Genomic DNA, 25,359 nt, shown 5'->3' with positions numbered 1-25,359 from the left:
TTCACGTAGACTAATCCTGCAGCCAATATCAGTGTTGTTCTGACCTGCGTCGCTCAACGTTGGGGCGCAGAAATTCTGGAGGATGTTGTGACATTGAAGTGGGACTCAATCGATGATCGAGCAGTTGCGACTGCCCGCGTGCTAGCAGCCGATGCCGTGGAGAAAGTGGGCAATGGCCACCCAGGCACCGCTATTTCGCTGACACCTGCCGCATATCTGCTCTACCAGCGCCATATGAAGTTTGACCCAACTGATGAGCATTGGCTGGGCCGCGACCGTTTCGTCCTGTCAGCAGGCCATTCATCGCTGACACAGTATGTGCAGCTGTATCTGGCTGGTATGGACTTGGAACTGGAGGATCTGAAGTCACTGCGCACGTTTAAGTCAAAGACGCCCGGTCACCCCGAATTCAAGCACACCAGGGGCGTGGAAGTGACCACTGGACCGCTGGGTACCGGCATCGGTGCGGCCGTCGGTTTCGCCATGTCGGCTCGCCGCAGCCACGGCCTGTATGATCCGGAAACACCGATGGGTGAATCCGTCTTCGATCACAACGTGTACGTCATTGCCGGTGACGGTTGCATGCAGGAAGGCGTCCAGTCTGAGGCCGCCTCATTGGCCGGAACGCAGCGTCTGGGCAACCTGACGGTTATTTACGATGACAACCACATCTCGATTGAAGACGACACGAATATCGCGTTTAACGAGGACGTTCTGGCGCGCTACGAATCCTACGGCTGGCATGTCCAGCGCGTTGACTGGCTCAAGGATGACGGCTCCTACGTCGAGGACATCCAGGCCCTGGATCATGCACTGAATGAAGCTGAGAAGGTCACCGACCGTCCCTCCATCATTGCGCTGCGGACCATCATCGGCTGGCCGACTCCGAAGAAGCAGAACACCGGCGGGATCCACGGATCCAAGCTGGGGGATGAAGCGCTGCGCGGCCTGAAGGAGGCGCTCGGCTTTGATCCAGAGGCGATGTTTGCCGCCGATGAAGAAGCTGTCAACGCAGTGCGGGAAGCCACCGCGAAGCGCGCACGTGAGGCACGTGAGCAGTGGGATGAGCGTTTCAACGCGTGGCGTGAGGCCCAGCCTGAACGCGCAGCGATGCTGGACCGTGTCCTGGCGGGCGGTCTTCCGGATGGGTGGGAATCAGCCCTGCCCGTGTTCGAAGAAGGCAAAGCACTGGCCACCCGCGCAGCCTCCGGTCAGGTACTCAATGCCATCAAGGACGTTTTGCCTGAACTGTGGGGCGGTTCCGCTGATCTGGCTGGATCGAACAACACCTACATGGACGGCTACCCGTCATTCCTTCCCGAGGATCGCTCCTCTGAGAAGTTCCCGGGCAACCCGTTTGGCCGTAACCTGCACTTCGGTGTACGCGAGTTCGGCATGGGTGCCGTGATGAACGGTATTGCCGCCGATCACCTCACCCGGGTGTACGGTGCGACATTCTTCGTCTTTTCGGATTTCATGCGCGGTGCGGTGCGCCTGGCGTCCATCATGGATCTGCCCGTGACCTACGTGTGGACCCACGATTCGATCGGTGTGGGCGAAGACGGCCCGACGCACCAGCCCATCGAGCATCTGGCAGCCTGCCGCGCGATCCCGAACCTCGCGGTTGTGCGCCCGGCGGATGCTGCAGAAACGGCTCAGGCATGGAAATCGATCCTGGAACGTCAGCACCCCGCCGCGCTGATCTTGTCGCGTCAGGGTCTGCCAAACCCTGCCCGCGGCGACGAGGCCGGCCTGGCCGCTGCGGAGGGCCTGGATCGCGGCGCCTATGTGCTGAGCTGTGACGGCGATCCGGATGTCATCCTCCTGGCATCGGGTTCTGAGGTGTCGATCGCCCTTGACGCTGCTGCCACGTTGCGCGAAGAAGGTCGTAGCGTGCGCGTCGTGTCGGTTCCCTGCATGGAATGGTTCGACGAGCAGGACGAGGATTACAAGGAATCGGTCCTGCCCAACAGTGTGCGTGCCCGCGTCTCCGTCGAGGCTGGCATTGCGATGCCGTGGCACCGCTGGATCGGCGACGCAGGCCGAGCCGTGTGCATCGAGCACTTCGGTGAGTCAGCTGATGGCGCCCGTCTGTTCGAGGAGTTCGGCTTCACTGCTGAGGCAGTGGTGAGCGCTGCTCACGAATCACTGGATGCTGCAGCCAAGTAATACTGATTTGTGCTGACATGAGGTATCGGCGCGGGGTGACGGCACATGGCCGACGCCCCGCGTCGATCACGTCGTGGGCATGACAAGCTGAATCACGGCGATCTCGATACGATGGTGACCTGACACATGATCGATTGAGGAGTGTGCATGGACCCTTCATCGGATGACGCGACGATGCAGATACGAAGCTCCATGGATCGGAGGCTGCCCCGAATTGCGCCTCCTTGCGGCCTGGTCGTTTTCGGCATTACCGGCGATCTGGCGCGCACGAAGTTGCTGCCCGCTATCTACGACCTGGCACACCGCGGCCTCCTCAACCCTGCGTTCGCGCTGACCGGATTCGGCAGACGTGAGTGGGATCGTGAGGATTTTGAAGATTTCGTGCGCACCTCTATTGAGCAGCACTCTCGGACAGGGTTCGACGAGGGAACGTGGAAGCATTTTGCATCCGGCTTGCGCTTCGTGTCCGGCTCATTCGACGACACTGACGCATACGAGGAGTTGGCGCAGACGGTGCGTGAACTCGATGAATCGCGCGGCACCGGCGGCAATCACGCTTTCTACTTGTCCATTCCCCCAAAGTGGTTCCCGGTTGTCTGTCAGCACCTGGCGAATACCGGTCTGAACGAGCGTCAGGATAGTGAGTGGCGCCGGGTGATCATCGAGAAGCCGTTCGGTCACGACCTTGAATCTGCCCGCGAACTGTCGGACTCCGTCTCGCGCGTCTTCGATGAGCAGGACGTGTTCCGTATCGACCACTATTTGGGCAAGGAAACCGTTCAGAACATTTTGGCGATGCGTTTCGCCAACACGATGTTCGAACCACTGTGGAATGCGCATTATGTGGATCACGTGCAGATCACGATGGCGGAGGATATCGGCATCGGTACTCGCGCCGGCTATTACGACGGTATCGGCGCGGCGCGGGACGTCATCCAGAACCATCTGCTCCAGCTCGTGGCGCTCACCGCGATGGAGGAGCCCATCAATTTGTCACCTGAGGCGCTCAGGGCTGAAAAGCTGAAGGTCCTGTCCGCTATTCGTCTTCCCGAGGATCTGGCGACCTCAACAGCACGCGGTCAATACCAGTCAGGTTGGCAAGCCGGTCAATTTGTCAAGGGGTATCTCGACGAGGACAATATTCCCGCCGATTCGCACACCGAAACATATGCCGCATTGACATTGCACGTGGATACGCGCCGGTGGGCCGGTGTTCCGTTCTATCTGCGAACCGGCAAACGCCTGGGCAAACGTGTCACGGAGATTGCAGTTGTCTTCAAACGTGCCTCGCACGTCCCGTTCCAGCACTTTGAGATGGGAGAAACCGGGCACAACGTCCTCGTCATCCGTATCCAGCCCGATGAGGGAATGACGATTCGTTTCGGTGCGAAGGTTCCCGCAACAGAGATGCAAGTGCGCGACGTGACGATGGATTTTGGCTACGGCCATGCGTTCACTGAGGATTCCCCGGAAGCCTACGAGCGCCTCATCCTTGATGCGCTGGTCGGCTCCGCGCCACTGTTCCCCGATCAGGATGAGGTTGAGGCCTCGTGGAAAATCCTCGATCCGGTGCTGGATTTCTGGGCACAGCAGGGCCCTCCCGACCAGTATCGTCCCGGAACATGGGGACCTGAATCAGCTCACCAGATGCTGGCCCGCTCCAGCCGCGCTTGGAGGTTGCCGTGATTATCACCCTCAACGACACATCAGCCCTCGATATCGCCTCGCAGCTTCTGCAGATTCGTCAGGAACAGGGGGCTTCGGCGCTGGGCCGCGTGTTGACGCTGATCGTCGTGGTTGACGACCGGATCGACGTTGACCATGCGATTGAAATTTCGCAGGCTGCTTCTCACGAGCATCCCTGCCGCGTCATCGTGGTGGTGGAGCCGGTGCAGGCAGAACGCTCCAGCTCCCCGCGGGTCAATGCACAGATTCGCATGGGCAAGGACGAGGGGCCGTCTGAAGTCATCGTCCTGGAGCCTCGCGGCGACGCTGGTCAGGATCTGGATACCCTGGTTATGCCGCTGTTACTGGCCGATACGCCGGTGGTGACATTCTGGCCCAGCATACCGCCTGAAAATCCTGCCGAGCATCCGCTGGGGCGACTGGCCGTGCGTCGCATTTCGGATTCACGGGAGACCGATACGCCCATCGATACACTGTTGCGCCTGTCCGAGGTGTACACCCCTGGGGACACTGACTTGGCGTGGTCCGGCGTCACGTTGTGGCGCGCACTGATCGCCACAATGGTCGAGGGGTTCAAGTCGGTACCCACCGCTGTGACCGTTCGCGGCCACCACACTCATCCGTCGTCGTATCTAGTGGCAGCGTGGCTTGCCGATGTGACGGGTATTCCTGCACGCGTCGACACTGATCCGACAGCTCAAACCATTACGGGTGTGCACTTCACGTTTGATGATGCCGAGGAAGCCTCGTTAACGCGCCCTGCCGGCTCGTCTGTCGCGCATGTCAAGCGTTCGGGTCTTGATCCTGTCGCGGTTAATCTTCCGCGGCGCAGTATTCAGGACTGCGTGATGGAAGAACTCAGACGCTTAGATCCTGACCTCATGTATCAGCACGTGATCGGCAATTTCCTGCACGACGTTCGTCGCGATTGCAAGGACCAGTCATGACTTCTTCTCCCCTGCCCCGTATCGTCACCGCTTCTGACCGTAAGAATCTGGCCAGCGCTGTTGCGCGCGAATTGTTGCCAATCCTCGTGCAGGACGCGCGTGAACACAGCGCTGACCGTCCCTTCCAGTGGGCTATCGCAGGCGGCGTCGTGCACGACGTTCTCGCCGATCTCGCTTCGATCATCGCTGACGAGGACGACCTCGATGCCGACTGGTCGCATATTCGAGTGTGGTGGGTCGATGAACGCTTCGTTCAGGCCACCCACTCCGAGCGTAATGACCAGCAGGCCGTATCCGCGCTGTTCGCGCAACTGCCCGGCATTCAGCTGCGCCCCATGCCCTCCGACCGCGGTCAGGGACTCGATCAGGCGGCTGAGGACTATGCAGATCTGTGGCGCTCAGATATCGGTGACGGGGTGCTTGACTTTGCGCTGATCGGGATGGGACCGGATGGGCACATTGCCTCCCTCTTCCCGGGCCGCGCGCACGAAGCTGATGGCGCGCCTGTTCTGGTAGTGCGCGATTCACCGAAAATGCCGCCGTTGAGGCTGTCGCTGCCGATGTCGACTATTGCCAGTGCCCGTGATATCTGGGTTGTCGCGCCCGGTGATTCGAAGGCTGACGCACTGGCGGAGGCACTGGTGTTGGGCGCGCATGAGCAGGATCGACCGATTGCCGGTCTTCCACGCGATCGAACCACGTTCTGGCTTGATACGGATTCGGCGCGCGGCCTGGAAGTTCGCTGAATCACCGGGTCGTGGTCTCAGCCCACTGCGCGCACAGTCAATAGAGAAATCGCACGTGGGACGTTCACGTCTCACGTGCGATTACCGAAAGCTTGAGCGTAAGGCCGTATCTTAGCTGGCGACCGTGATCTTGGTCAGGAGCGCGTAGGCTACGATGCACACCACCCACACGATCAGAATTGCCAAGGTAATGCGATTCAGGTTACGTTCTGCCACGCCTGATGATCCCGCAGTAGTGGAAATGCCGCCGCCGAACATATCTGACAGGCCGCCGCCGCGCCCTTTGTGCATCAGCACTGTCAATACAAGCAGGATGCTGGCCAAAACGGTCAGTACGACAAGGATTATTTTCAGAGCAGTCACTGGTTTTCCATTCACATGCTGGGGATAACAGTAGGCAGTGTAGTGGTATAAGGCCGTCCAACACCAGTTGGGCACGCGGCGCGTTACCTCACATCTCTGCCGCAGTTCGCCTGGCCGTCCTGAGTAGGGCGCGCCAGGCGAACTGTCAGAAGACCGGCGCGAGCCGATCAGGCGTTCTTGTACAGAGCGATCTTCGAGAACTCCTCCGCCTTCAGAGAGGCGCCGCCGACCAGTCCGCCGTCAACATCAGGCTGAGCCATAATGTCAGCAACGTTCGTCGACTTCACGGAGCCGCCGTACAGAACGCGGACGCTGTCAGCCAGTTCCGGTGTGTACAGCTCTGCCAGACGTGCGCGGATCGCACCGCACACCTCCTGGGCATCTTCAGGTGTCGCAACCTCGCCGGTGCCGATCGCCCAGATGGGCTCGTAGGCAATGACGATCTTGGCAGCCTGCTCGGCGTCCATCCCATCGAGTGCACCGTCGATCTGAGCCAGGACGTGCTCGACGTGACGGCCTTCCTTGCGGACCTCGAGGCCCTCACCGCAGCAGATGATCGGGGTCATCCCGGCTGCCAGTGCAACGCGGGCCTTCTCGCCCACCAATGCATCGCTTTCGCCGTGGTATTCGCGACGTTCGGAGTGGCCGACGACAACATAGCTGACACCCAGCTTGGCGAGCATTTCAGCTGACACTTCACCGGTGTATGCGCCGGATTCGTGCGTTGAGATGTCCTGCGCGCCGTACTTGATCTTGAGGTTGTCACCCTCAACGACAGTCTGAACGGAGCGGATATCGGTAAACGGTGGGATGACCACAACTTCAACGTCGTCATAGGTGAAATTCGCGTCATCCAACGCCATTGCGAGGCCCTGGACCAAATGAACAGCCTCAAGGTGGTTGAGGTTCATCTTCCAGTTTCCGGCCATCAAAGGTGTACGTGCCATGTTTCAGTCCTCCAGAACTGCGATACCGGGCAGAGTCTTGCCTTCGAGGAGTTCGAGGGACGCTCCACCGCCTGTGGAAATGTGAGAGAAAGTGGATTCGTCGAATCCGAGTTGACGAATGGCTGCTGCCGAGTCGCCGCCACCGACCACCGAGAACATTGAGCCTGATGACAGTGCCTGCGCCACGGCGCGGGTGCCCTCTGCGAATGCCTCGAACTCGAATACGCCCATCGGGCCGTTCCACGCCACAGTCTTGGCCTCGGCCAGTGTCTGTGCGAACAATTCGCCGGACTTCGGTCCGATGTCCAGACCCATCTGGTCAGCGGGCATCTTGTCGGCGTCAACAACCGTTGCCGGCGCGTCAGCCTTGAATTCGGGCGCCGCAACGACGTCGACTGGGAGAACCAGCTTGACGCCGCGCTTGTCGGCCTCGTCGATGTATTCCTTGACTGTATCGATCTGATCTTCCTCGAGCAGGGACTTGCCCACCTCGTAGCCTTTCGCGGCCAGGAAGGTGAACGACATGCCACCGCCGATGAGCAGCATATCGGCCTTGGTCAGCAGATTCTCGATGACGCCGAGCTTGTCGGAGACTTTCGAGCCTCCCAGCACAACGGCGTAGGGACGCTCAGGATCGCCTGTCACGCGTGACAGGGATTCAATTTCCTTGACGACCAGGAGGCCGGCTGCGGAGGGCAGGAGCTTGGCGATGTCGTATACGGATGCCTGCTTGCGGTGGACTACGCCGAATCCGTCGGAGACGAATGCGTCGGCCAGTTCAGCCATTTCCTTGGCGAAGGCTTCACGCTCCGCGTCATCCTTCGAGGTTTCGCGGGGGTCGAATCGAACATTCTCCAGCAGGACGATCTCGCCGTCCTTGATCTTTTCTGCCGCCTCGTGTGCCGAGGGGCCCGTTGTGTCCTCTGCGAGGCTGACGGGGGCATCGATCAGCTCTGCCAGACGTGCGGCAACGGGCTTGAGTGAGAATTCAGGCTTCACTTCGCCTTTCGGTCGACCCATGTGTGCCATGACGAGGATGCGTGCTCCTTCGTCAACAAGCTTGTTCAGTGTCGGTAGAGCTGCCCGGATACGTCCGTCGTCGGTGATTTCGCCGTCCTTGATCGGGACATTGAAGTCCGAGCGGACGAGGACGCGCTTGCCGCGCAGGTCACCCAATGTTTCTATGGTCCTCATTGAACCTCCCTTGATTGTGCAGTGCAGGGTATGTCAAATTCGTCGATGGGGGCGGCTCGTTGAGCCACCATGGAAAAGGCGCCCGCACGCAGAGATATGCATGCGGGCGCCTCTCCTCATTCTAACGTCGTGCTCAGAGCGCGGCCGCGACCTTCGAGGTCAGGCGAACGAGGCTGTTGGAGTAGCCCCATTCGTTGTCGTACCAGGAGACAACCTTGATCTGGTTGTCAATGACCTTGGTCAGCTTCGAGTCGAAGATGGAGGTGTGGGGATCGCCGGTGATGTCGGTCGAAACCAGTTCATCCTCGGAGTACTTGAACGCTTCGGCAAATTCGCCGGTCGAGGCTGCCTTGCATGCTGCGTTCACGTCTTCGGCGGTGACGCCTTCCTTCTTCGGGATGAAGGTGAGGTCGACGACGGAGCCGGTCGGAACCGGGACGCGCATTGCGTAGCCGTCCAGACGGCCCTTCAGCTGAGGAAGAACCAGGGACACGGCGCGGGCTGCACCGGTCGAGGTCGGGACGATGTTCAGAGCTGCTGCGCGGGCGCGACGCAGATCCTTGTGCGGTGCGTCGTGGATGCGCTGATCGCCGGTGTAGGCGTGCACGGTCACCATGAGGCCGCTATCGATTCCGAAAGCCTCATCGAGAACCTTGGCCAGAGGAGCAAGGCAGTTGGTGGTGCACGAGGCGTTCGACACGATGTTGTGCTTCTCGTTGTCGTAGTCGTCGCTGTTCACGCCCATGACGAATGTGGCGTCAACGTTCTTGCCAGGCGCGGAGATGATTACCTTCTTGGCACCGGCTTCGATGTGGGCCTTTGCCTTCTCACCGTCTGTAAAGAATCCGGTGGACTCGACGACGACATCTACGCCGAGGTCCTTCCACGGCAGGTTGGCCGGATCGCGCTCTTCGAGAGCAACAATCTTCTTTCCATCGACGGAGATTGACTCCTCGTCGTAGGTCACCTCTGCGTCAAGACGACCCGTGATGGAGTCAAACTTGAGCAAGTGAGCGAGGGTCTTGTTATCGGTCAGATCGTTTACTGCCACGATTTCAAAATCCGCACCCTGCTGACGAGCGGCACGGAAGAAGTTGCGGCCGATGCGGCCGAAGCCGTTGATTCCAACGCGGATGGTCACTATAGTCCTCCTGCTTGTACCCCATAAAGGGGCACGTATTTCGTGCAACCGGATAGGGCTCGGTACCACAATCCAGCCCGCAGACTTCTGCGGTTCAAGCACTCTTCAATGTACACCCCATAGGCCATTTAGTCAGGGTCGAATGGCCTACAAGAAGTTTGCGTCAAGCGAACAGGCTGTTCGTGACACTTCTAATCATCGAACATTTCGAGCGTGAGTGCAGACTCAGTGTCGGGTATCCCCTGCTCGTGTGCAGCCTTATCGGCCATTGCCAGCAGTCTACGGATGCGCCCCGCCACGGCGTCCTTAGTCAAGGGTGGATCAATGTGCTTACCCAGTTCTTCCAATGAAGCCTGGCGGTATTGGATGCGCAGTTCGCCCGCCTCACGCAGATGCGGCGGCACGGAGTCGCCCAGAATCTCAAAGGCACGTCGAACCCTGGCACCTGCGGCTACTGCCGCACGAGCCGAGCGCCGAAGGTTCGCATCATCAAAGTTGGCCAGGCGGTTGGCGCTGCCTCGCGCTTCGCGACGTTCGCGGCGTTCTTTCCACACCTCAAACGTCTTGACGGCACCCATCGCATTGATGAGCGTGGAAATCGAGTCCGCCTCCCGGATGACAACCCGATCAGCTCCGCGGATTTCGCGCGACTTCCCCGTCGCTCCCAGTCGTCGTGCACACCCGACAAGGGCCATTGCCGCTTCAGGGCCGGGACAGGTCACTTCCATCGACGTTGATCGACCCGGTTCCAGCAGGGATCCTCGTGCCAGAAAGGCTCCTCGCCATCCTGCTGCTGCTTCGTCTTTTCCGGCGCTGACCAGGTGCGGCGCCAAGCCTCTGACCGGGCGTCCCAGTTGATCGACCAGTCCTGTCACGCGTGCCAGGGCGTCTGCTTCCTTGACGACGCGCACCACGTATCGGTCACCGCGACGCAGCGCACCACCTGACACGACAACAACAGATGATTCCGTACCGTACAGCGAGGTGAGGAAGGCTCGCAGGCGTCGAGCGACAAGTGGGGAATCCAGTTCAGCCTCGATGATAATTCGACCAGACACGAGGTGCAGACCTCCGGCAAATCGGAGCATCACAGCAGCCTCGGCCGCCATTGTCGATTGACGTGCAGGAACCAGGTGAGCAAGCTCCTCTTTCATGTCCATCGTTAAAGACATGATCGCCTCCTCGTGTCGTGTAGAGCGCCTTGATGACAACTGCTCATGCTAACCACGGTTCCGATCGTCCCACCTCTCCCATGAATCCATCGAATGCATCTCGCAGAGCCGCAGCCAGACGCAACGGATCATGATGGGGCTTCCCGTCGCCCGTTCGCACCTGGCGCAACATGACTCGAGCGCCCACGTCCTGCGCTGCCTGAATGAGCGTATCAATATCATCCGTGGCAGTCGGGTCGGCAATGACAACGTCCAGCTTGAGATCAGGTGCATGGTCGCGTAGGACGCGCACGTGATCGGCAGCGCTCATCGTGTCTGTTTCACCACGCTGGCGGGCCAGATTCAGGACCAGTGCCCTGTGGGCATCTGTTGTGACCAGTGCCCGGTGCAACTGTGAAACCAGCAGGTGCGGAATTAACGAGGTGTACCACGACCCTGGACCGAGCACGACCCATTCAGCTTCCTGGATGGCGTGCATTGCAGCCTCTGGGACGGGCGGATCCTCAGGGATAAGGCGCACGTGGCGCACACGTCCGGGCGCGACGGCGACGCGTGACTGGCCCCGTACCGTGTACAGCTCGCCTTCGTTTTCCATATCGGCTTCAATGTCCAGTGGAACTGATGCCATCGGCAGGACCCGGCCCTGAGCGCCCAGGAGCCGGCCGACCCATTCCAAACCCTCAACGGGGTCGCCCAGAAGCTGCCACAGGCCGGAGATCAGCAGGTTCCCAAGGGCATGGCCATTCAATGGCCCGTTGGTACGCAGACGCAGCTGCATCACATCGCGCCAGGTCAGTCCCCATTCGGTTTCCTCGCACAAACTGGCCAGAGCCATTCGCAGATCTCCTGGAGGTAGAAGATCTGTTTCAGAACGCAGACGTCCTGAGGATCCCCCATCGTCGGCTACTGTGACGATCGCTGTGAGCTGATGCGTGATGTGTCGCAGAGCCCGCAGGGTTGCGGACAGCCCGTGTCCACCCCCCAAAGCAACGACACGTGAGCCGGATTCACCGCGCTGTGCCCATCCTTCTGCATCCAGATATCCCGCCATAATCAGTCCCTGCCTATGTCGCGGTGAAGGACTCGCACCGTCAATTGGTGGCTACGGAAACGCTGAGCGATCAGTTCTGCGATCGCGACCGACCGGTGCCGACCACCTGTGCACCCGACGGCAATCGTCACGAAAGGCTTCAGCTCACTGACATAGCCCTCCATGATGGGCAGCAGCAGGTCAACATAATTCTCGGCAAATTCGCGAGCTCCGGGCTGATCGAGCACATACTGTGCGACCGGTTCGTCGCGCCCCGTCAAGTGGCGCAGCTCCCCCACCCAGTACGGGTTCTTCAGGAAGCGGACGTCCACGACATGGTCGGCATCCAGCGGCAGTCCGTACTTGAATCCGAAAGATTCAACTGTGAGCTGCAGGGGACGCTCTCCTTCCCCTGCAATGACGTCGCGGATGTGTCGCGACAGGTCATGCACTGACATAGCGGACGTATCGATCACTTCATCCGCGTGTTCGCGCAGCGGTGCCAACAACTCCATTTCACGTGTGATGCCGTCCAGTAGTGTCCCGTCCCCCTGAAGAGGGTGCGGCCGCCTGTTCGACTCATATCGGCGCACCAGTGTCGGTTCGTTGGCTTCCAGGAAAATGAGGCGGTACATGATTCCGCTGTCGCGCATCTTTTCCAGTGTGGATGTCAAGTCAGCGAAAAAGGCGCCTGAGCGCACATCTACCACGGCGGCCAGGCGGTGTACGCCCGCACCTCCGCGTGGAGACATCATGCCGACCAGTGCCGGCAGCATCGAGGGAGGCAGATTATCGACCACGTACCAGTCGAGGTCCTCTAACGCACGCGCAGCCTGAGAGCGGCCAGCACCTGAACGGCCGGTGATAATGAGGACTTCGTTCGTGTCCTCCTCCGCTTCTTCCGGCGGAGGCGTGTCACGATCTAGCAGTGGAATGCCCTGAGGAACTGTCAGCGGATCCACGTCGTCACTGTTGTGCGTTGTCGTCATGAAACTAGGATGCCATCTTCATCGGTATTTTGTGCTGAGTCATCACGTTCGACTACCGTCACTTCGCTCGCAATCGCCTGAGCACGTTCACGTGCTTCCGGCACCGAGTCGCCCCATGCCAGCGCCACCGCCAGCCTGCGGCCGGCACGCGTGGCGGATTTCGAGAAGATTCTCAAATCTCCTCCGTCACGTAGCGCGCGGGCGACACCCTCGTAACCGGCAAGGGAGAACGCTCGTGGCGCCTTCACAACTGCAGATGCTCCAGTGCGGCGCATCGTCGTGTCGACGGGCAGGCCAAGGATCGCGCGAGCATGAATGTCGAATTCAGATTGGTCCTGCGTCATCATGGTCACCATGCCGGTGTCATGTGGGCGCGGTGACAACTCGGAGAACCACACGTCGTCGCCCTGAATGAAGAACTCCACTCCAAACAGTCCCAGACATGGCTCCGCCCCGTGCTCTGCCAGAGCGTCGGTGACGGCAATAGCCATCTCCTCGGCTCGCTCACGTGCAGGCGGTGAAATGTCGGCGCTTTGCCACGATTCAACGTAGTCACCGCTGACCTGCCGGTGACCGATCGGTTCACACACGCTGGTTCGAACCTCGCCTGCCTCGTCGTCCCACCACCGCACGGTGAGCAGAGTGATTTCACAGTCGAATGTCACGCCCTCCTCAACGATGACGCGCCCTGTGGTGGCCCGCGCATCGTCCTGGGCACATGTCCACGCCGATTCAGCCTCGTCAACGGATTCAACTCGCGACTGTCCATGTCCCGACGAGGACATCGTGGGTTTAATGAAGGCCGGTACGCCCGTATATTCCAGCGCGCTGCGCACCTCGTCGACACTGGATGCGAAGCGAAACTTCGATGTGCGCACCCCTGGAACAGCACTCGCCACGCTACGTATGCGTTCGCGATCCATCGTTGCCTGCACCGCGAACGCGTTCGGAACGACGCGTGCGCTCCCAGCCTGTTCAAATTCGGCCAGCACGTGCGTGGCAATTGCTTCCAGTTCGGGCACAATCAGGTCAACGTGCACGCTGCTGAGCACGTCACGCAAAGAGTCCGGATCGCTCATGTCGATCACACGATAGTCATCCGCAACCTGCATCGCGGGAGCATGCGCATAGGCATCGACCGCAGTCACATGGGCGCCCAGGCGCTTGAGCGAAATCGTCAGTTCACGCCCCAGTTCCCCCGATCCCAGCAGCAATACCCGCGCCGGAAGCGGTGTAGGAAGGGGCGACGTCGATTCAGTCATTGCGAGTCTCCTCACGGTCAGTGCCAAGCGATTCCACAATAGTAGCGGCCAATGCTGGTCCGATACCCTGGACGTGTTCAATCTGCTCAGCGCTGGCAGCCCGCAGGCGCTTCACCGAGCCGAAATGAGCCAGCAACGCTTTTTGACGTACGGGCCCCAGTCCCTCAATTCCGTCCAGGACAGACCGCGTCTGTGCTTTCGTGCGTCGACGCCGATGGTGCGTAATCGCAAAACGGTGAGATTCATCGCGCAAATACTGCAGCAAATACAGAGCAGCCGAGGTGCGAGGCAAAATCAGTGGAAACTCATCACCAGGCACCCACACTTCCTCCAGACGTTTGGCCAGTCCTACAACCGGCAGGTCAACCCCCACCCCTGTTAAAGCCTTTTCGGCCGCATTCACCTGCGCCAGTGCGCCGTCAACCACCACAAGATCCGGCCGGTAGGAAAATCGACGAGGGCGTCCCGTGTGCGGATCGATCGGTCCAGTAGCGAACTCCACACCATCATCGTCTTCACCTTCAATGCCGGCCTCTTCCGCCAGCAGGCGGGTGAAGCGCCGCTGCAATACCTGCGTCATTGCCGCCGTATCGTCAGGCGGTGTGCCGTCGGAGCGCGGTCGGATATTGAACGTGCGGTAGTCCGACTTACGCGGGGCACCATCTTCAAATACCACCATCGAAGCAACCTGCTGCTGGCCGGCTGTGTGGGAAATGTCGTAGCACTCGATACGCAGCGGTGCTGCTTCCAGGCCGAGGTTCTCAGCCAGTTCTTCGAGCGCCCGGGACCGCTGGGTGAGGTCACTGGCACGTTTCGTGCGGTGAAGAACCAGCGACTGCTGCGCGTTTTCCTGCACCGTTTTCATCAAGGAAGCCGCGGTTCCGCGCTGAGGCACACGCACACGCACACGCGCACCGCGCAACGTGGTGAGCCACTTCTCCAGGGCGTCGCGATCCGCAGGCTCCACTGACACCAGAACTTCCCGGGGAAGCGCTGATGTGGGCGTATGTGCCACATCGTCGACCGACCGGGCTTCAGCCTGGCCGCGCGGCCGCCCTCGTAAAGGTTGTTCGGCGGCAGGAACGTCTCCGTAAACTTGCTCGAGCAGAGCGCTCATCAGATCTGCCTCACTCGCATCGTCAACGCGGTCTACTACCCAGCCGCGTGTGCCTCGTACGCGACCTCCCCGCACGTGGAAGACATACACGGCAGCGTCCAGTTCATCACACGCCAGGGCGAATACGTCAGCGTCAGTTCCGTCCTCCAGGACCATCGTGTTACGCTCCAGCACCGTCGTCATGGCTTTCAGATCGTCACGCAGCCTGGCGGCTTTCTCAAAGTCGAGTTCGGCGGCAGCCTGCTTCATCTGTTCCTCAAGGGAGCGAATAACCGGCGCAGCCTTGCCCTGCATGAACTCACACAGGTTCTGCGCAAGTTCACGATGAGCGTCGGCACTGATGCGCCCGGCACACGGCGCAGAGCATTTGCCAATATCGCCCAGCAGACACGGCCTGCACTGCGCCTGGTAGCGTTTGAAGACACCAGGTGAACATGTTCTGACAGGGAAAACTCGCAGCAGCATGTCGATGGTTTCGCGGATCGCCCACACTTGCGTGTAGGGGCCAAAATAGCGTGTGCCTTTTCTGCGCGACTGCCGCGTGATGTGGACACGCGGAAACTTTTCTGACATCGTCACCGCAAGGTACGGATAGGACTTGTCATCGCGATACATCACGTTGAATCGCGGGTCGAATTCCTTGATCCACGTGAATTCCAGGGAGAGCGCTTCGATCTCGTTAGACACAACTGTCCACTGCACGCTGGCAGCTGTTGCAACCATGTGGCGGGTGCGCGGATGCAGAACCTGAGGATCCTGAAAATAGTTGGTCAGCCGGTTGCGAAGGTTTTTCGCTTTACCGACATAGATGACGCGGCCCTGGTCGTCACGAAATCGGTACACTCCCGGCTGCGTGGGAATGTCGCTCGTCCGAGGGCGCCACTGATCCAACTTCGCCATTCCTTTAGCCTAGCTTCCGGCAGCGACGGCGCCAATTGAACGGCACCACGCAGGACGGACGCGATGTGAGTGCGGGCGTTCAAATGAGTACACTCAGACATGGCGACTGCCGTGATCTCATGAATCGACCCGGAAGGGACACACGAATGTTCACCAGCGAGAAAGAAATAGTCGACTTCATCACACGTGAAGAGATTGAATTCATCGATGTACGCTACTGCGATCTTTTCGGCATTCAGCAGCACATGATTGTTCCTCCCAATGAGTTCATCGACGGCGCGTTGTCAGACGGCCTGATGTTCGACGGTTCATCTGTGCGCGGCTTTTCCGCGATTCACGAGTCCGATATGAAGCTCGTCCCCGACATCACCACCGCCTACGTCGACCCTTTCCGCGCTGCCAAGACACTGGTCGTCGTCTTTTCGGTCGTTGATCCGTTCACCTCTGAACCGTTCTCCCGTGATCCGCGGCAGGTGGCGCAAAAAGCTGAGGCCTATCTGAAGTCGACCGGCATTGCCGATACGTGCTTCATCGGCGCTGAAGCCGAGTTCTACATGTTTGACAGCGTGCAGTACAAAGTCGAGCCTCACCACAGCATGTTCCGACTGGACAGCGATGATGCCTACTGGAACACCGCGCGCAACGAGGACGGCATGAACCTGGGCTACAAGACGCCACTGAAAGGCGGGTACGCGCCGGTTTCCCCGATAGATATGTTTGCTGACGTTCGTGATCACATGACACACAATCTTGCTGAAGCGGGCCTCGTCATTGAGCGCGCGCACCACGAGGTCGGTGCAGGCGGCCAGCATGAGATCAACTACCGTTTTGCACCTCTGTGCCAGGCCGCCGACGACATGATGAAGTTCAAGTACATTGTGCGCAACTCCGCGTGGGAATGCGGCAAGACCGCCACGTTCATGCCTAAGCCACTCTTCGGTGACAACGGCTCTGGTATGCACACCCACCTGTCCCTGTGGAAAGACGGCGACCCGCTGTTCTATGACGAACGAGGATATGGTTCCCTGTCCGACCTGGCGCGCTGGTTCATCGGAGGCCTGTTGGAGCACGCGCCCGCCCTGCTCGCCTTTACGAACCCGTCGATTAACTCCTACCGTCGACTCATGCCGGGCTTCGAAGCGCCGGTCAACCTCGTTTATTCGGCGCGCAACAGGTCAGCGTGTATCCGCATTCCGGTGTCAGGAACCTCACCAAAGGCCAAGCGTGTCGAGTACCGCGTACCTGACCCGTCAGCGAACCCGTACCTGTCCTTCTCGGCGTGCCTGATGGCCGGCCTGGACGGTATTCGCAACCGCGTGGAGCCTGCCGCCCCCATCGATAAGGATCTGTACGACCTGCCTCCGCAGGAATACACCGATATCGCCAAGCTGCCTCACTCTCTTGAAGCGGCGTTGGATCACCTGCGTGCCGATTCAGACTTCCTGACAGAAAACGACGTCTTTACGCAGGATTTGATTGACACGTGGATTGAGTACAAGATCGCCAACGAGATCGCGCCGATGCGTGCCTACCCGCACCCAGCAGAGTTCGACATGTACTTCAACGTGTAAGGTGCTCGCCCGCCTGCGGTAAGCTTGTCTGAAACATAGATGATGGCCGCCCCGTCGTCCATCATGACTGTCCACATGAAAGGGAATCACAATGTCTGACCGAGATCAGACCGTATATCGTGCTGACCTCACCCAGCCGGTGGATCCATTGATGACGATTCCGTCAATGCTGCGCAAGCGTGCCGACGAGTTCCCCTTTGATGTCGTGGTTGAAGATCGCTCCTCGGTGGGCGCAACGCTTCCCATCACCGCGTCTGACCTGCTGGATCGCGTCGAGGTGATCGCACGAGGTTTTCTTGCGTGGGGTCTGGAGGCCGGTGAGCGGGTGGCAATCTTGTCGCCCACCAGTTTTGACTGGCTGGTCCTTGACCTGGCAGTAATGACCGTTGGCGGCGTAGTTGTGCCCATCTACGAATCGGATTCAACCGCACAGATCGATCATATTTTGACCGACGCGCACATCCGACACGTCATCACGGCAACCGTGCAGCAGGCAGATCTGGTGGAAACTGTTCGCCCCGAATGCGTCGAGTCGATCCATTCCCTCGATCGCGGAGCAATGCGTAACCTGGCGCGCGCGGCGGGCCGTATTGTGCCTGAGAAGGTCGAGGAGCGTTTCCGCGATGTACGTGGCGATTCTCTGGCCACTCTGGTCTACACGTCGGGCACGACCGGCACCCCGAAAGGTGTCGAGCTGACGCATCACAACTTTGTGGGCACGACGCTGGGTCTGGGGCAAGTCCTGCCGCAGTACCTGTACAACGAGAACTCACGCCTCTTGCTGTTCCTCCCGGTCGCGCACGTCCTGGCGCGCCTGGTCATGCATGCCTTCGTGAGCGGCCGAGGGCGACTTGCTTTCTCACCGGACATTAAGAACCTGCTTCCCGATATTCAGGCCTTTAAACCATCGATTCTGCTGGCGGTGCCTCGCGTCCTTGAAAAAGTTTACAGCGCGGCGTCAGCAAAGGCGGGGAAGGGCACAAAGCTGCGTATCTTCCAGTGGTCAGCCAGACAGTCCCGCCTGTATGCACGCGCAGAGCGCTCCGAAACCAGCACTCCCCTGACGCTGAAAGTCAATCATGGGATCGCGACGGCTCTGGCGTTACGCAAGATCCAGGCGGCACTCGGTCCCAATATCGAGCTGATTATTTCCGGTGGCGCGCCGCTGGCGCCGGAACTTGCTGAGTTCTTCTCCGGCCTCGATCTCACGTTGATTCAAGGCTACGGGCTGACCGAGACAACCGGCCCGATCGCCGTGCAGCATGCCGATTACACGCCGTTCAACACGGTCGGCAGTGTTGTTCCCGGAAATGAAATGAAAATCTCCGAGCACGGTGAAATTCTGGTGCGCGGCGTATCTGTTTCAACTGGCTATCACAGCTTGCCTGACGAGACCGCTGACTCGTTCGAGGACGGCTGGTTCCATACGGGCGATCTAGGAACGATCGACCCGCGCAATGGTCACCTGTCGATTACAGGGCGCCGCAAGGAACTCCTGGTAACGGCCGGTGGCAAGAACGTGTCGCCCGAGGTACTCGAAGAACAGCTTCAGACACATCCGCTGATCGGACATGTGATCGTGGTGGGCGATAATCGGCCCTACATTGGTGCACTCATCACCCTCGATTCAGATATGCTCGCCAACTGGCTGGTCGCGCATAATCTGCCAGTTGTTGATCCCTCGGTTGCAATGCGCATGCCGGAAGTCCAGCGTTCTTTGCAGCGGGCCATCGACCGCGCCAACCGCGCTGTTTCGCGAGCTGAGTCGATTCGTCGTTTCCGCCTCGTCGACACCGTCTTTACTGTTGAGAACGGGTACCTGACCCCCTCGTTGAAACTTCGTCGCTCGAAAGTGCTGAAGGATTACGCGCGGGAAGTGGATGCTCTGTACGAGGAAGGCCTGGCCGAGCGTAATGCGACTGTACGTGCACGTCAGCCGCACGCGAGACCTGCGTCCACGGTGAGCAGGAAACTGCGGTCCTGGCTGCGGCGCTAGTTGAGGTGGACTACCGCGCCGCTGCGTGCCGATTGCTGTGCTGCCAGCATGATGTCCAGTGACCGGATAGCCGATGCTGCGTCCGGCTGAGGTGTGTGACCGGTGCGCACAGCGTCAGTGAACGTGCGCAGCATGACGCCATCCATATCTTCACCGTATCCCAGCCATGCGGCTTGCCCACAGACGGCACCAGACACCCGCGCATCAAAGGGGGCGAAACGCGCGGTACCTCTTGTGCCGATAATGTCGAGGGTAAGGCCACCCCATGTTGGCGCCGCTTCCGGCATGCTCCATGAACAGTCAATTGTGCCGACCAGACCTGACGGATAGCGCACCGTGACGAGTCCGCTGGTCTCCACATGAACGTCGGGATTATCTGCGCCCAGAATCCGGTTATCGGCAGCCCACACGGATGATGCCTGTTCACCGTCGAGCATCATGTCCAGAATGTCAGCGATGTGGACGACATGGTCGACGAGGGCACCGCCACCGGCCTGATCCGGATCAGTGAACCAGGTGCGGCCACCACTGGGGATTTTCCCGTTATTCGAGCCAGCGAAGCCCACCAGATCGCCCAACTGGCCGTGATCAACTCGCGTCTTGAGTTCTCGGCACGCTGTTGAAAAACGCACCGGATAAGCGGTCATCAGGAAGACTCCTGCCTGACGGCATGCATCCCACATGGCGACAGCATCGTCATGACTGGTGGCGATCGGTTTCTCACACAGGACGTGATATCCACGCTCAGCCGCCCATTCGACCATGCGCCTGTGTTCGGTATTTTCGGAGCAGACGATCACTGCGTCCGGCCCCCATTGCTCTAACTCCTCACAAGTGTCGACGTAGGGCACACCGAGCGCGCGGGCTCCTTTTCTGCCGCGCCATGCAGGGCTGGGGCGTCCTGACCTGTGTGAATCCGGGTCGGTGCACATCAATTCGACGCCGTCCATGCCCATGAGGGCTGTGGCGTATCCCTCGGCATGCATGTGTGCGAACGACAACAATCCGATACGTATGGTTTTCATCTCACAACTCCACTACCGCATCGCGATGGGCTGACAGGCGAACCGCGTCTGCCAGCTTCAGCGCTTCGACCGCGTCTTCTGCACTCGCCCTCGGCGTTGAGCCGGTGGACATGGACTCCATGAAGTCGCTCAGTTCTGCGTAGTAGGGGTCGGCCGGGGATCCTGATGTGGTCGGCAGCATTGATGCGTCAGTTGGTGCGTCGCTGCGGACCTGCAGAGGTGGGTGAGCTGTTGAATCGTGCTCCAGACACCCGTCGGTTCCCGCAACATAGAATGAAGTGCGAAATGGTGTGCCCACCGGCCCCCACGTCGCGCGCACATTCGAGATCGCTTCGTCCTCATGACGCAATGTCGCCTGAGCAACGCTCACGCGCCGCCCATCGGGAGCAGTGGCATGGCGCAGTGTTGCATACACGCTGCGTACCTCTCCCAGCACCCATCGGGCAATATCAAGGTCATGGATCATGAGATCATCGACAATTCCACCGGATTCTTCCTCGTCAGCGAACCATGAGGCCCATTGCGGGAACGTGCCGGTCCGGTTCAGACGTGCTACCGCCGGGCGGCCGATATATCCGCTGGAGACGGCATCGTGGAGGGTGGCATATTCCGGGAAATACCGCACGACATGCGCGACGTACAGTGCGTTGTCGCGTGCGCGTGACAATTCAAGCAGCTGCTGTGCTGTCGGCGCGTCCAGTGCCAGCGGTTTTTCACAGATGACCTGGCGCCCGGCGTCCAGTCCGGCGCGCACAGCTTCCTCGTGTGCGTATGTTGGTGTCAGGACATCGATCACCTGGGATTGTGCGACCAGGTTCTCGAGCGTGTCAACGACGCGTCCGGTGGAGAACTCCGCGCACAGCTCGTTGGCGTCTTCCTTCGAATAGACGAGGATGTCAACGCCCAGTGACCGCCACGCTGACATGTGGGATCGCGCAATGCCGCCAGCTCCGACCAAACCTACTGTTATGCGCCGGTCACCACTCATAGATCTACTCTACGCTGAAGTCGAGAATTTTTCTTAAATACTGACCAGTGAATGATTCGTCGACGGCGGCAACATCTTCAGGTGTGCCCTCAGCCACGACCTGGCCACCGCCGGATCCCCCTTCAGGGCCCATGTCAATGATCCAATCCGCGCACTTGATGACATCCAGGTTGTGCTCAATCACGATGACCGTATTGCCTTTATCAACCAGTGTCTGCAACACCATCAAGAGCTTGCGAATGTCTTCGCTATGCAGACCCGTCGTCGGCTCGTCCAGAACATACACTGATCGTCCTGAGGAGCGTCGCTGCAGTTCGGACGCCAGTTTTACACGCTGAGCTTCGCCACCGGACAGTGTCGTGGCGGCCTGTCCCAGCCGCACGTACCCCAGGCCAACCTCGACGAGCGTGTTGAGATGACGAGCGATACGCGGCAGCGACTGGAAGAACTCCGCCGCTTCCGAGATGGACATATCCAGAACATCTGCCACTGTCTTGCCCTTGTAGTGGACTTCCAGTGTCTCCCTGTTGTACCGCTTGCCGTGACACACCTCGCACGGCACATACACGTCGGGCAGGAAGTTCATTTCAATGCGAATCGTGCCGTCGCCCTTGCAGGCTTCGCACCTGCCGCCCTTGACATTGAAGGAGAAACGTCCCGGCATGTAGCCGCGAACCTTGGCTTCATGCGTTTGTGCGAAAAGCTGGCGAATCAGGTCCCACACCCCGGTGTAGGTAGCTGGGTTCGAACGCGGGGTGCGTCCAATGGGTGACTGGTCCACATGAATCACTTTGTCGAGGTGATCCAGACCGGTGATCGCGCGGTGGCGTCCCGGAACCATGCGCGCCCCATTGAGGCGGGATGCGAGGGACCGATACAGAATCTGGTTAACCAGAGTGGATTTGCCCGATCCTGACACGCCCGTCACGGCGATGAACACTCCGAGAGGGAATGACACGGTGAGGTTATCGAGGTTGTTTTCACGCGCGCCTTTCACCGTGATGACGCGGGAGCGGTCCACCGGCCTGCGTTCGGTTGGAATGGCAATGGACCGGCGCCCCGACAGGTACTCCCCTGTCAACGAGTTCCGATTCTTCTTCAACTCCTCCACGCTTCCGGAGTACACGACCCATCCGCCGTTTTCTCCGGCACCCGGTCCAATGTCCACGACCCAGTCGGCCGATTCAATCGTTTCTTCGTCATGTTCGACAACGATCAGCGTGTTGCCGAGGTCGCGAAGGCGCTTCAGGGTGGCGATCAGGCGCTGGTTATCACGTTGATGCAGGCCGATAGATGGCTCATCCAAGACGTAGAGAACCCCGACCAGTCCCGACCCGATCTGGGTGGCCAGCCGGATACGCTGAGCTTCACCACCGGAAAGGGTTCCGGCCGCCCTTGACAATGTCAGGTACGTCAACCCCACATCGTTGAGAAACTTCAAGCGGGCGATGATTTCCTGCAAAATGGGGCGCGCAATGAACTGCTGTCGCTGGTCGAGCTCGAGCTCACTCATGAAACGCTCGAGATCAGCAATCGACAGGTTCGACACCTCGGCAATGTTCAGGCCACCGATGCGCACAGCCAGCACTTCCGGCTTCAGGCGGGCACCCTGACACACGGGACATGGCACCTCACGCATGTACGCTTCCAGGCGTTCCAACGTTCGATCCGACTCAGTTTCCTCACGCTTGCGTTCGATGTAGTTGACAGCGCCTTCGAAGCCAGTCGTGTAGGAACGCTCACGCCCCCACCTGTTACGGAACTTGACTTTCACTTCGTAGTCTTTGCCGTACAGGATCGCCTGGCGCGCCTCACTCGGCAGCTCCTTCCACGCAGTCCTGGTCGAAAAGCCGAGCTCCTTACCGAGGGATTTCAGCAAGCGTACATGGTACTTAACGTTCCGGCTCCACGGTGCGACAGCCCCATCCTCAAGGGACAGTTCTTCGTCGGGAACGACGAGGTCAGGGTCGACTTCCAGCCGCGAGCCGATTCCCATACATTCAGGACATGCACCGTAAGGAGCGTTGAATGAGAATGTGCGAGGCTCGATCTCTTCAAGTGCAAGTGGATGGTCGTTCGGGCAGGCGCGCTTTTCAGAGTAGCGGCGCCGCCTGTTCGGATCGTCCGCGTCCAGATCCACGACGTCAATGACGACCAGGCCTTCCGACAGCCCCAGCGCTGTTTCTACCGAGTCAGTCAGACGCTGCTTCATACCGTCGCGCACCACCAGTCGGTCGATGACGACTTCGATGGTGTGTTTCAGCTTCTTCTCAAGGGTCGGCGCGTTCTCCAAACGCACCACTTCACCGTCAATCAATGCGCGTGAATAGCCGGCAGCGCGCAGATCGTCAAGTAATTCGCGGTACTCACCCTTGCGGCCACGCACGACGGGTGCGAGGACCTGGAAGCGGGTGCCCTCCTCCATCGAGCGCACACTGTCCACGATCTGCTGCGGGGTCTGGGCGGTGATTTCAGCGCCACACGTCGGACAGTGCGCAGTGCCCGCCCGTGCGAACAAAAGACGCAGGTAGTCGTGGATTTCAGTGATCGTGCCCACCGTTGATCGCGGGTTACGTGAGGTGGATTTCTGATCGATGGACACTGCCGGAGAGAGGCCTTCGATGAAGTCAACGTCAGGTTTGTCCATCTGACCAAGGAACTGGCGCGCATATGACGACAGGGATTCAACGTAGCGGCGCTGCCCCTCGGCAAAAATGGTATCGAATGCGAGGGATGACTTTCCGGAGCCGGACAGGCCGGAAAAGACGATCATCGCGTCGCGAGGTAACTCGAGGTTGACGCTTTTGAGGTTGTGCTGGCGCGCTCCGCGCACGATCAACTGGTCTGACACCCCTCGATCCTACGGCTCCGGCGCGATTCTCGCACATCTGTTCCATGTGGGTGGGTGCGCAGGATCTGTTCATGCATTCAGGCGCGCCGCGATCGCAATGCTGGGATAATTGACCTATGCGTATCTATGTCGTTGAGTACACGTATGACACCAAGTTGAATTCTCTGACGCAGGATTTCCGCCCGGCGCACCGCCGTTTCCTGCGGGATCTGTATGCGAAAGATGTTCTGCTGTCCTCAGGTTGGCTCCGCGATGCGATGCATGAGGGTGCCCTCATCATCTTGAAGGCAGAGTCCGCCAATGTGGCGCTGAAGATCCTCGAGGATGATCCGTTCTACGTTCAGGGGTTCATCATTGATCGGCGCATCATGCAGTGGGAACCGACCATCGGCAGCCTAGCCGAAGAATTCGACACGAAGTTCCCGTACTCGTAGATTTCGGCTGCCTCTAGTCGACCAGCCCTTTGAGAGCCCGAGCCACCAGCTCCGGCTTCTCAACGGCGCTCATATGCCGCGCCTGAGGGATGCGTGCCACCTGCACAGTCGCCCCTCCACTGCGGATGGTGCGGGCCAGTTCGTCAGCGCCCGCCCAGTTCAGTGAACCGTCCTCTTCAGCGCTGATCAGGAGGGTTGGAGTGTGGATGCTCGCAACGTCGCCGCGCATGTCCGTACTCGCGAGGACCTCGCAGCACTGCGCGTATCCCTCGTCGTCACAGTTTTCGAAGATCCTGCGAATCGCCTCAACGCGGTCAGCACCCTCCCCCGAAGCAAATTCAGGCATGAACCAGCGCTCGAACGTTGCGTCCACCAGGCTTGCTGTGCCGTCGCGACGCACAGCCCCAGCTTTGTCGTACCACTGATCAGGCTGACCATTGATCGGCCCGGCACTCATGACGGTGAGGCTGCGCACCCGCTGAGGATGTGTGATTGCAGTAGCCATGGCGACCATGCCACCCAGTGACAGTCCGGCGCAATGAAACGTATCGACGCCGTGATCATCCAAGGCGCCAAGCAGTGCTTCCACAACGTCGGTCATCTTCAGTTCGCGGCCGACCGGAGCAATCGGTGTTCCCCCGTGTCCGGGCAGGTCGTAGAGGACAATATCAAAATCGTCGCGAATCAAAGGGATGACGCTCTCCCACATGTCGTGGCTTGATCCCAGTGAATGTCCCAGCACCAACGCCGGAGCATCCTCGTTTCCCAGGATCGTCAGCGGCAGCTTCCATGCAGTCATCTTCAACTCCTTCACGTGGTATCTCCGCACTG

Annotated in this window: 20 protein-coding genes; 7 read left to right on the top strand and 13 right to left on the bottom strand. The window is 59.6% G+C overall.

Features of this window, described 5'->3' with window-relative positions:
- The first annotated feature begins 87 nt into the window (after window positions 1-87).
- From tkt to pgl, 4 genes are all read left to right on the top strand, one after another.
- Window positions 88-2,169, top strand: coding sequence for a transketolase (tkt, locus tag BLT69_RS05355; protein ID WP_092648575.1), 2,082 nt, complete (start codon window positions 88-90; stop codon window positions 2,167-2,169).
- 147 nt (window positions 2,170-2,316) lie between these two features.
- Complete coding sequence (gene zwf, locus BLT69_RS05350; protein ID WP_257590420.1) at window positions 2,317-3,855, top strand: glucose-6-phosphate dehydrogenase; 1,539 nt, start codon at window positions 2,317-2,319, stop codon at window positions 3,853-3,855.
- Window positions 3,852-4,802 carry a glucose-6-phosphate dehydrogenase assembly protein OpcA gene (locus tag BLT69_RS05345; protein ID WP_092648574.1) on the top strand — a complete coding sequence of 317 codons (951 nt, stop codon included), beginning with the start codon at window positions 3,852-3,854 and terminating at the stop codon, window positions 4,800-4,802. Before zwf ends, BLT69_RS05345 begins: the two co-directional genes overlap by 4 nt.
- Complete coding sequence (gene pgl, locus BLT69_RS05340) at window positions 4,799-5,548, top strand: 6-phosphogluconolactonase (protein WP_070727158.1); 750 nt, start codon at window positions 4,799-4,801, stop codon at window positions 5,546-5,548. Before BLT69_RS05345 ends, pgl begins: the two co-directional genes overlap by 4 nt.
- 111 nt (window positions 5,549-5,659) lie before the next feature.
- On the opposite strand, the gene secG is transcribed toward pgl, so the two are convergent.
- The 9 genes from secG to uvrC form a co-directional block, all read right to left on the bottom strand.
- Window positions 5,660-5,911, bottom strand: coding sequence for a preprotein translocase subunit SecG (secG, locus tag BLT69_RS05335; protein ID WP_058236672.1), 252 nt, complete (start codon window positions 5,909-5,911; stop codon window positions 5,660-5,662).
- Between the two features lie 167 nt (window positions 5,912-6,078).
- Window positions 6,079-6,858 carry a triose-phosphate isomerase gene (tpiA, locus tag BLT69_RS05330; RefSeq protein ID WP_058236671.1) on the bottom strand — a complete coding sequence of 260 codons (780 nt, stop codon included), beginning with the start codon at window positions 6,856-6,858 and terminating at the stop codon, window positions 6,079-6,081.
- Between the two features lie 3 nt (window positions 6,859-6,861).
- Window positions 6,862-8,052 (bottom strand): phosphoglycerate kinase, encoded by a 1,191-nt coding sequence (locus tag BLT69_RS05325; protein ID WP_058236670.1) that lies wholly within the window; start codon window positions 8,050-8,052, stop codon window positions 6,862-6,864.
- Between the two features lie 133 nt (window positions 8,053-8,185).
- On the bottom strand, window positions 8,186-9,193 hold the full coding sequence (gene gap / locus BLT69_RS05320) for a type I glyceraldehyde-3-phosphate dehydrogenase (RefSeq protein ID WP_058236669.1): 1,008 nt from the start codon (window positions 9,191-9,193) through the stop codon (window positions 8,186-8,188).
- A 191-nt stretch (window positions 9,194-9,384) separates the two neighbouring features.
- Window positions 9,385-10,365, bottom strand: a complete 981-nt coding sequence (gene whiA, locus BLT69_RS05315; protein ID WP_058236668.1) for a DNA-binding protein WhiA — start codon at window positions 10,363-10,365, stop codon at window positions 9,385-9,387.
- Between the two features lie 43 nt (window positions 10,366-10,408).
- Window positions 10,409-11,416 carry a gluconeogenesis factor YvcK family protein gene (locus tag BLT69_RS05310; RefSeq protein WP_070727155.1) on the bottom strand — a complete coding sequence of 336 codons (1,008 nt, stop codon included), beginning with the start codon at window positions 11,414-11,416 and terminating at the stop codon, window positions 10,409-10,411.
- Between the two features lie 2 nt (window positions 11,417-11,418).
- Window positions 11,419-12,384, bottom strand: coding sequence for an RNase adapter RapZ (gene rapZ, locus BLT69_RS05305; protein ID WP_058236666.1), 966 nt, complete (start codon window positions 12,382-12,384; stop codon window positions 11,419-11,421).
- On the bottom strand, window positions 12,381-13,646 hold the full coding sequence (purT, locus tag BLT69_RS05300) for a formate-dependent phosphoribosylglycinamide formyltransferase (protein ID WP_092648573.1): 1,266 nt from the start codon (window positions 13,644-13,646) through the stop codon (window positions 12,381-12,383). Before purT ends, rapZ begins: the two co-directional genes overlap by 4 nt.
- A complete protein-coding gene (gene uvrC / locus BLT69_RS05295) occupies window positions 13,639-15,663 on the bottom strand; it encodes an excinuclease ABC subunit UvrC (RefSeq protein WP_092648572.1) in 2,025 nt (674 codons plus the stop codon). The genes purT and uvrC overlap by 8 nt, the downstream gene beginning before the upstream one ends.
- A 146-nt stretch (window positions 15,664-15,809) precedes the next feature.
- Between uvrC and glnA the strand changes: the two genes are divergently transcribed.
- Together glnA and BLT69_RS05285 are read left to right on the top strand one after the other, a co-directional pair.
- Window positions 15,810-17,234, top strand: coding sequence for a type I glutamate--ammonia ligase (gene glnA, locus BLT69_RS05290; protein WP_070727148.1), 1,425 nt, complete (start codon window positions 15,810-15,812; stop codon window positions 17,232-17,234).
- A gap of 151 nt (window positions 17,235-17,385) precedes the next feature.
- The gene (locus tag BLT69_RS05285) at window positions 17,386-19,230 is read left to right on the top strand and encodes an AMP-dependent synthetase/ligase (protein WP_257590431.1); all 1,845 of its coding nucleotides are present in this window, start codon (window positions 17,386-17,388) and stop codon (window positions 19,228-19,230) included.
- Here the strand turns inward: BLT69_RS05285 and BLT69_RS05280 are convergent.
- From BLT69_RS05280 to uvrA, 3 genes are read right to left on the bottom strand one after another with little or no spacing between them, the layout of a single operon-like run.
- A complete protein-coding gene (locus tag BLT69_RS05280; protein WP_092648570.1) occupies window positions 19,227-20,255 on the bottom strand; it encodes a Gfo/Idh/MocA family protein in 1,029 nt (342 codons plus the stop codon). The two genes, BLT69_RS05285 and BLT69_RS05280, sit on opposite strands and share 4 nt — an antisense overlap.
- A gap of 1 nt (window position 20,256) precedes the next feature.
- Window positions 20,257-21,243: a Gfo/Idh/MocA family protein gene (locus tag BLT69_RS05275; protein WP_092648569.1), complete on the bottom strand. Its 987-nt coding sequence runs from the start codon at window positions 21,241-21,243 to the stop codon at window positions 20,257-20,259.
- 4 nt (window positions 21,244-21,247) lie between these two features.
- Window positions 21,248-24,094 (bottom strand): excinuclease ABC subunit UvrA, encoded by a 2,847-nt coding sequence (gene uvrA / locus BLT69_RS05270; RefSeq protein WP_058236660.1) that lies wholly within the window; start codon window positions 24,092-24,094, stop codon window positions 21,248-21,250.
- Between the two features lie 116 nt (window positions 24,095-24,210).
- Between uvrA and BLT69_RS05265 the strand changes: the two genes are divergently transcribed.
- On the top strand, window positions 24,211-24,528 hold the full coding sequence (locus BLT69_RS05265) for a YciI family protein (RefSeq protein WP_058236659.1): 318 nt from the start codon (window positions 24,211-24,213) through the stop codon (window positions 24,526-24,528).
- Between the two features lie 13 nt (window positions 24,529-24,541).
- On the opposite strand, the gene BLT69_RS05260 is transcribed toward BLT69_RS05265, so the two are convergent.
- A complete protein-coding gene (locus BLT69_RS05260; protein WP_092648568.1) occupies window positions 24,542-25,327 on the bottom strand; it encodes an alpha/beta fold hydrolase in 786 nt (261 codons plus the stop codon).
- Between the last annotated feature and the right edge of the window lie 32 nt (window positions 25,328-25,359).

This window comes from Schaalia radingae (assembly GCF_900106055.1).
In the GTDB taxonomy this organism is placed as follows: domain Bacteria; phylum Actinomycetota; class Actinomycetes; order Actinomycetales; family Actinomycetaceae; genus Pauljensenia; species Pauljensenia radingae_A.
The sequence above is the reverse complement of the archived record's forward strand: the minus strand, read 5'-3'. Positions and strand labels throughout refer to the sequence as shown.

Coding starts and splice junctions, on each gene's coding strand:
- zwf (WP_257590420.1), top strand. CDS start 2,317: ATGGACCCTTCATCGGATGACGCGACGATGCAGATACGAAGCTCCATG.
- pgl (WP_070727158.1), top strand. CDS start 4,799: ATGACTTCTTCTCCCCTGCCCCGTATCGTCACCGCTTCTGACCGTAAG.
- tpiA (WP_058236671.1), bottom strand. CDS start 6,858: ATGGCACGTACACCTTTGATGGCCGGAAACTGGAAGATGAACCTCAAC.
- BLT69_RS05325 (WP_058236670.1), bottom strand. CDS start 8,052: ATGAGGACCATAGAAACATTGGGTGACCTGCGCGGCAAGCGCGTCCTC.
- whiA (WP_058236668.1), bottom strand. CDS start 10,365: ATGTCTTTAACGATGGACATGAAAGAGGAGCTTGCTCACCTGGTTCCT.
- BLT69_RS05310 (WP_070727155.1), bottom strand. CDS start 11,416: ATGGCGGGATATCTGGATGCAGAAGGATGGGCACAGCGCGGTGAATCC.
- rapZ (WP_058236666.1), bottom strand. CDS start 12,384: ATGACGACAACGCACAACAGTGACGACGTGGATCCGCTGACAGTTCCT.
- purT (WP_092648573.1), bottom strand. CDS start 13,646: ATGACTGAATCGACGTCGCCCCTTCCTACACCGCTTCCGGCGCGGGTA.
- uvrC (WP_092648572.1), bottom strand. CDS start 15,663: ATGGCGAAGTTGGATCAGTGGCGCCCTCGGACGAGCGACATTCCCACG.
- glnA (WP_070727148.1), top strand. CDS start 15,810: ATGTTCACCAGCGAGAAAGAAATAGTCGACTTCATCACACGTGAAGAG.
- BLT69_RS05285 (WP_257590431.1), top strand. CDS start 17,386: ATGACGATTCCGTCAATGCTGCGCAAGCGTGCCGACGAGTTCCCCTTT.
- BLT69_RS05280 (WP_092648570.1), bottom strand. CDS start 20,255: ATGAAAACCATACGTATCGGATTGTTGTCGTTCGCACACATGCATGCC.
- BLT69_RS05275 (WP_092648569.1), bottom strand. CDS start 21,243: ATGAGTGGTGACCGGCGCATAACAGTAGGTTTGGTCGGAGCTGGCGGC.
- BLT69_RS05265 (WP_058236659.1), top strand. CDS start 24,211: ATGCGTATCTATGTCGTTGAGTACACGTATGACACCAAGTTGAATTCT.
- BLT69_RS05260 (WP_092648568.1), bottom strand. CDS start 25,327: ATGACTGCATGGAAGCTGCCGCTGACGATCCTGGGAAACGAGGATGCT.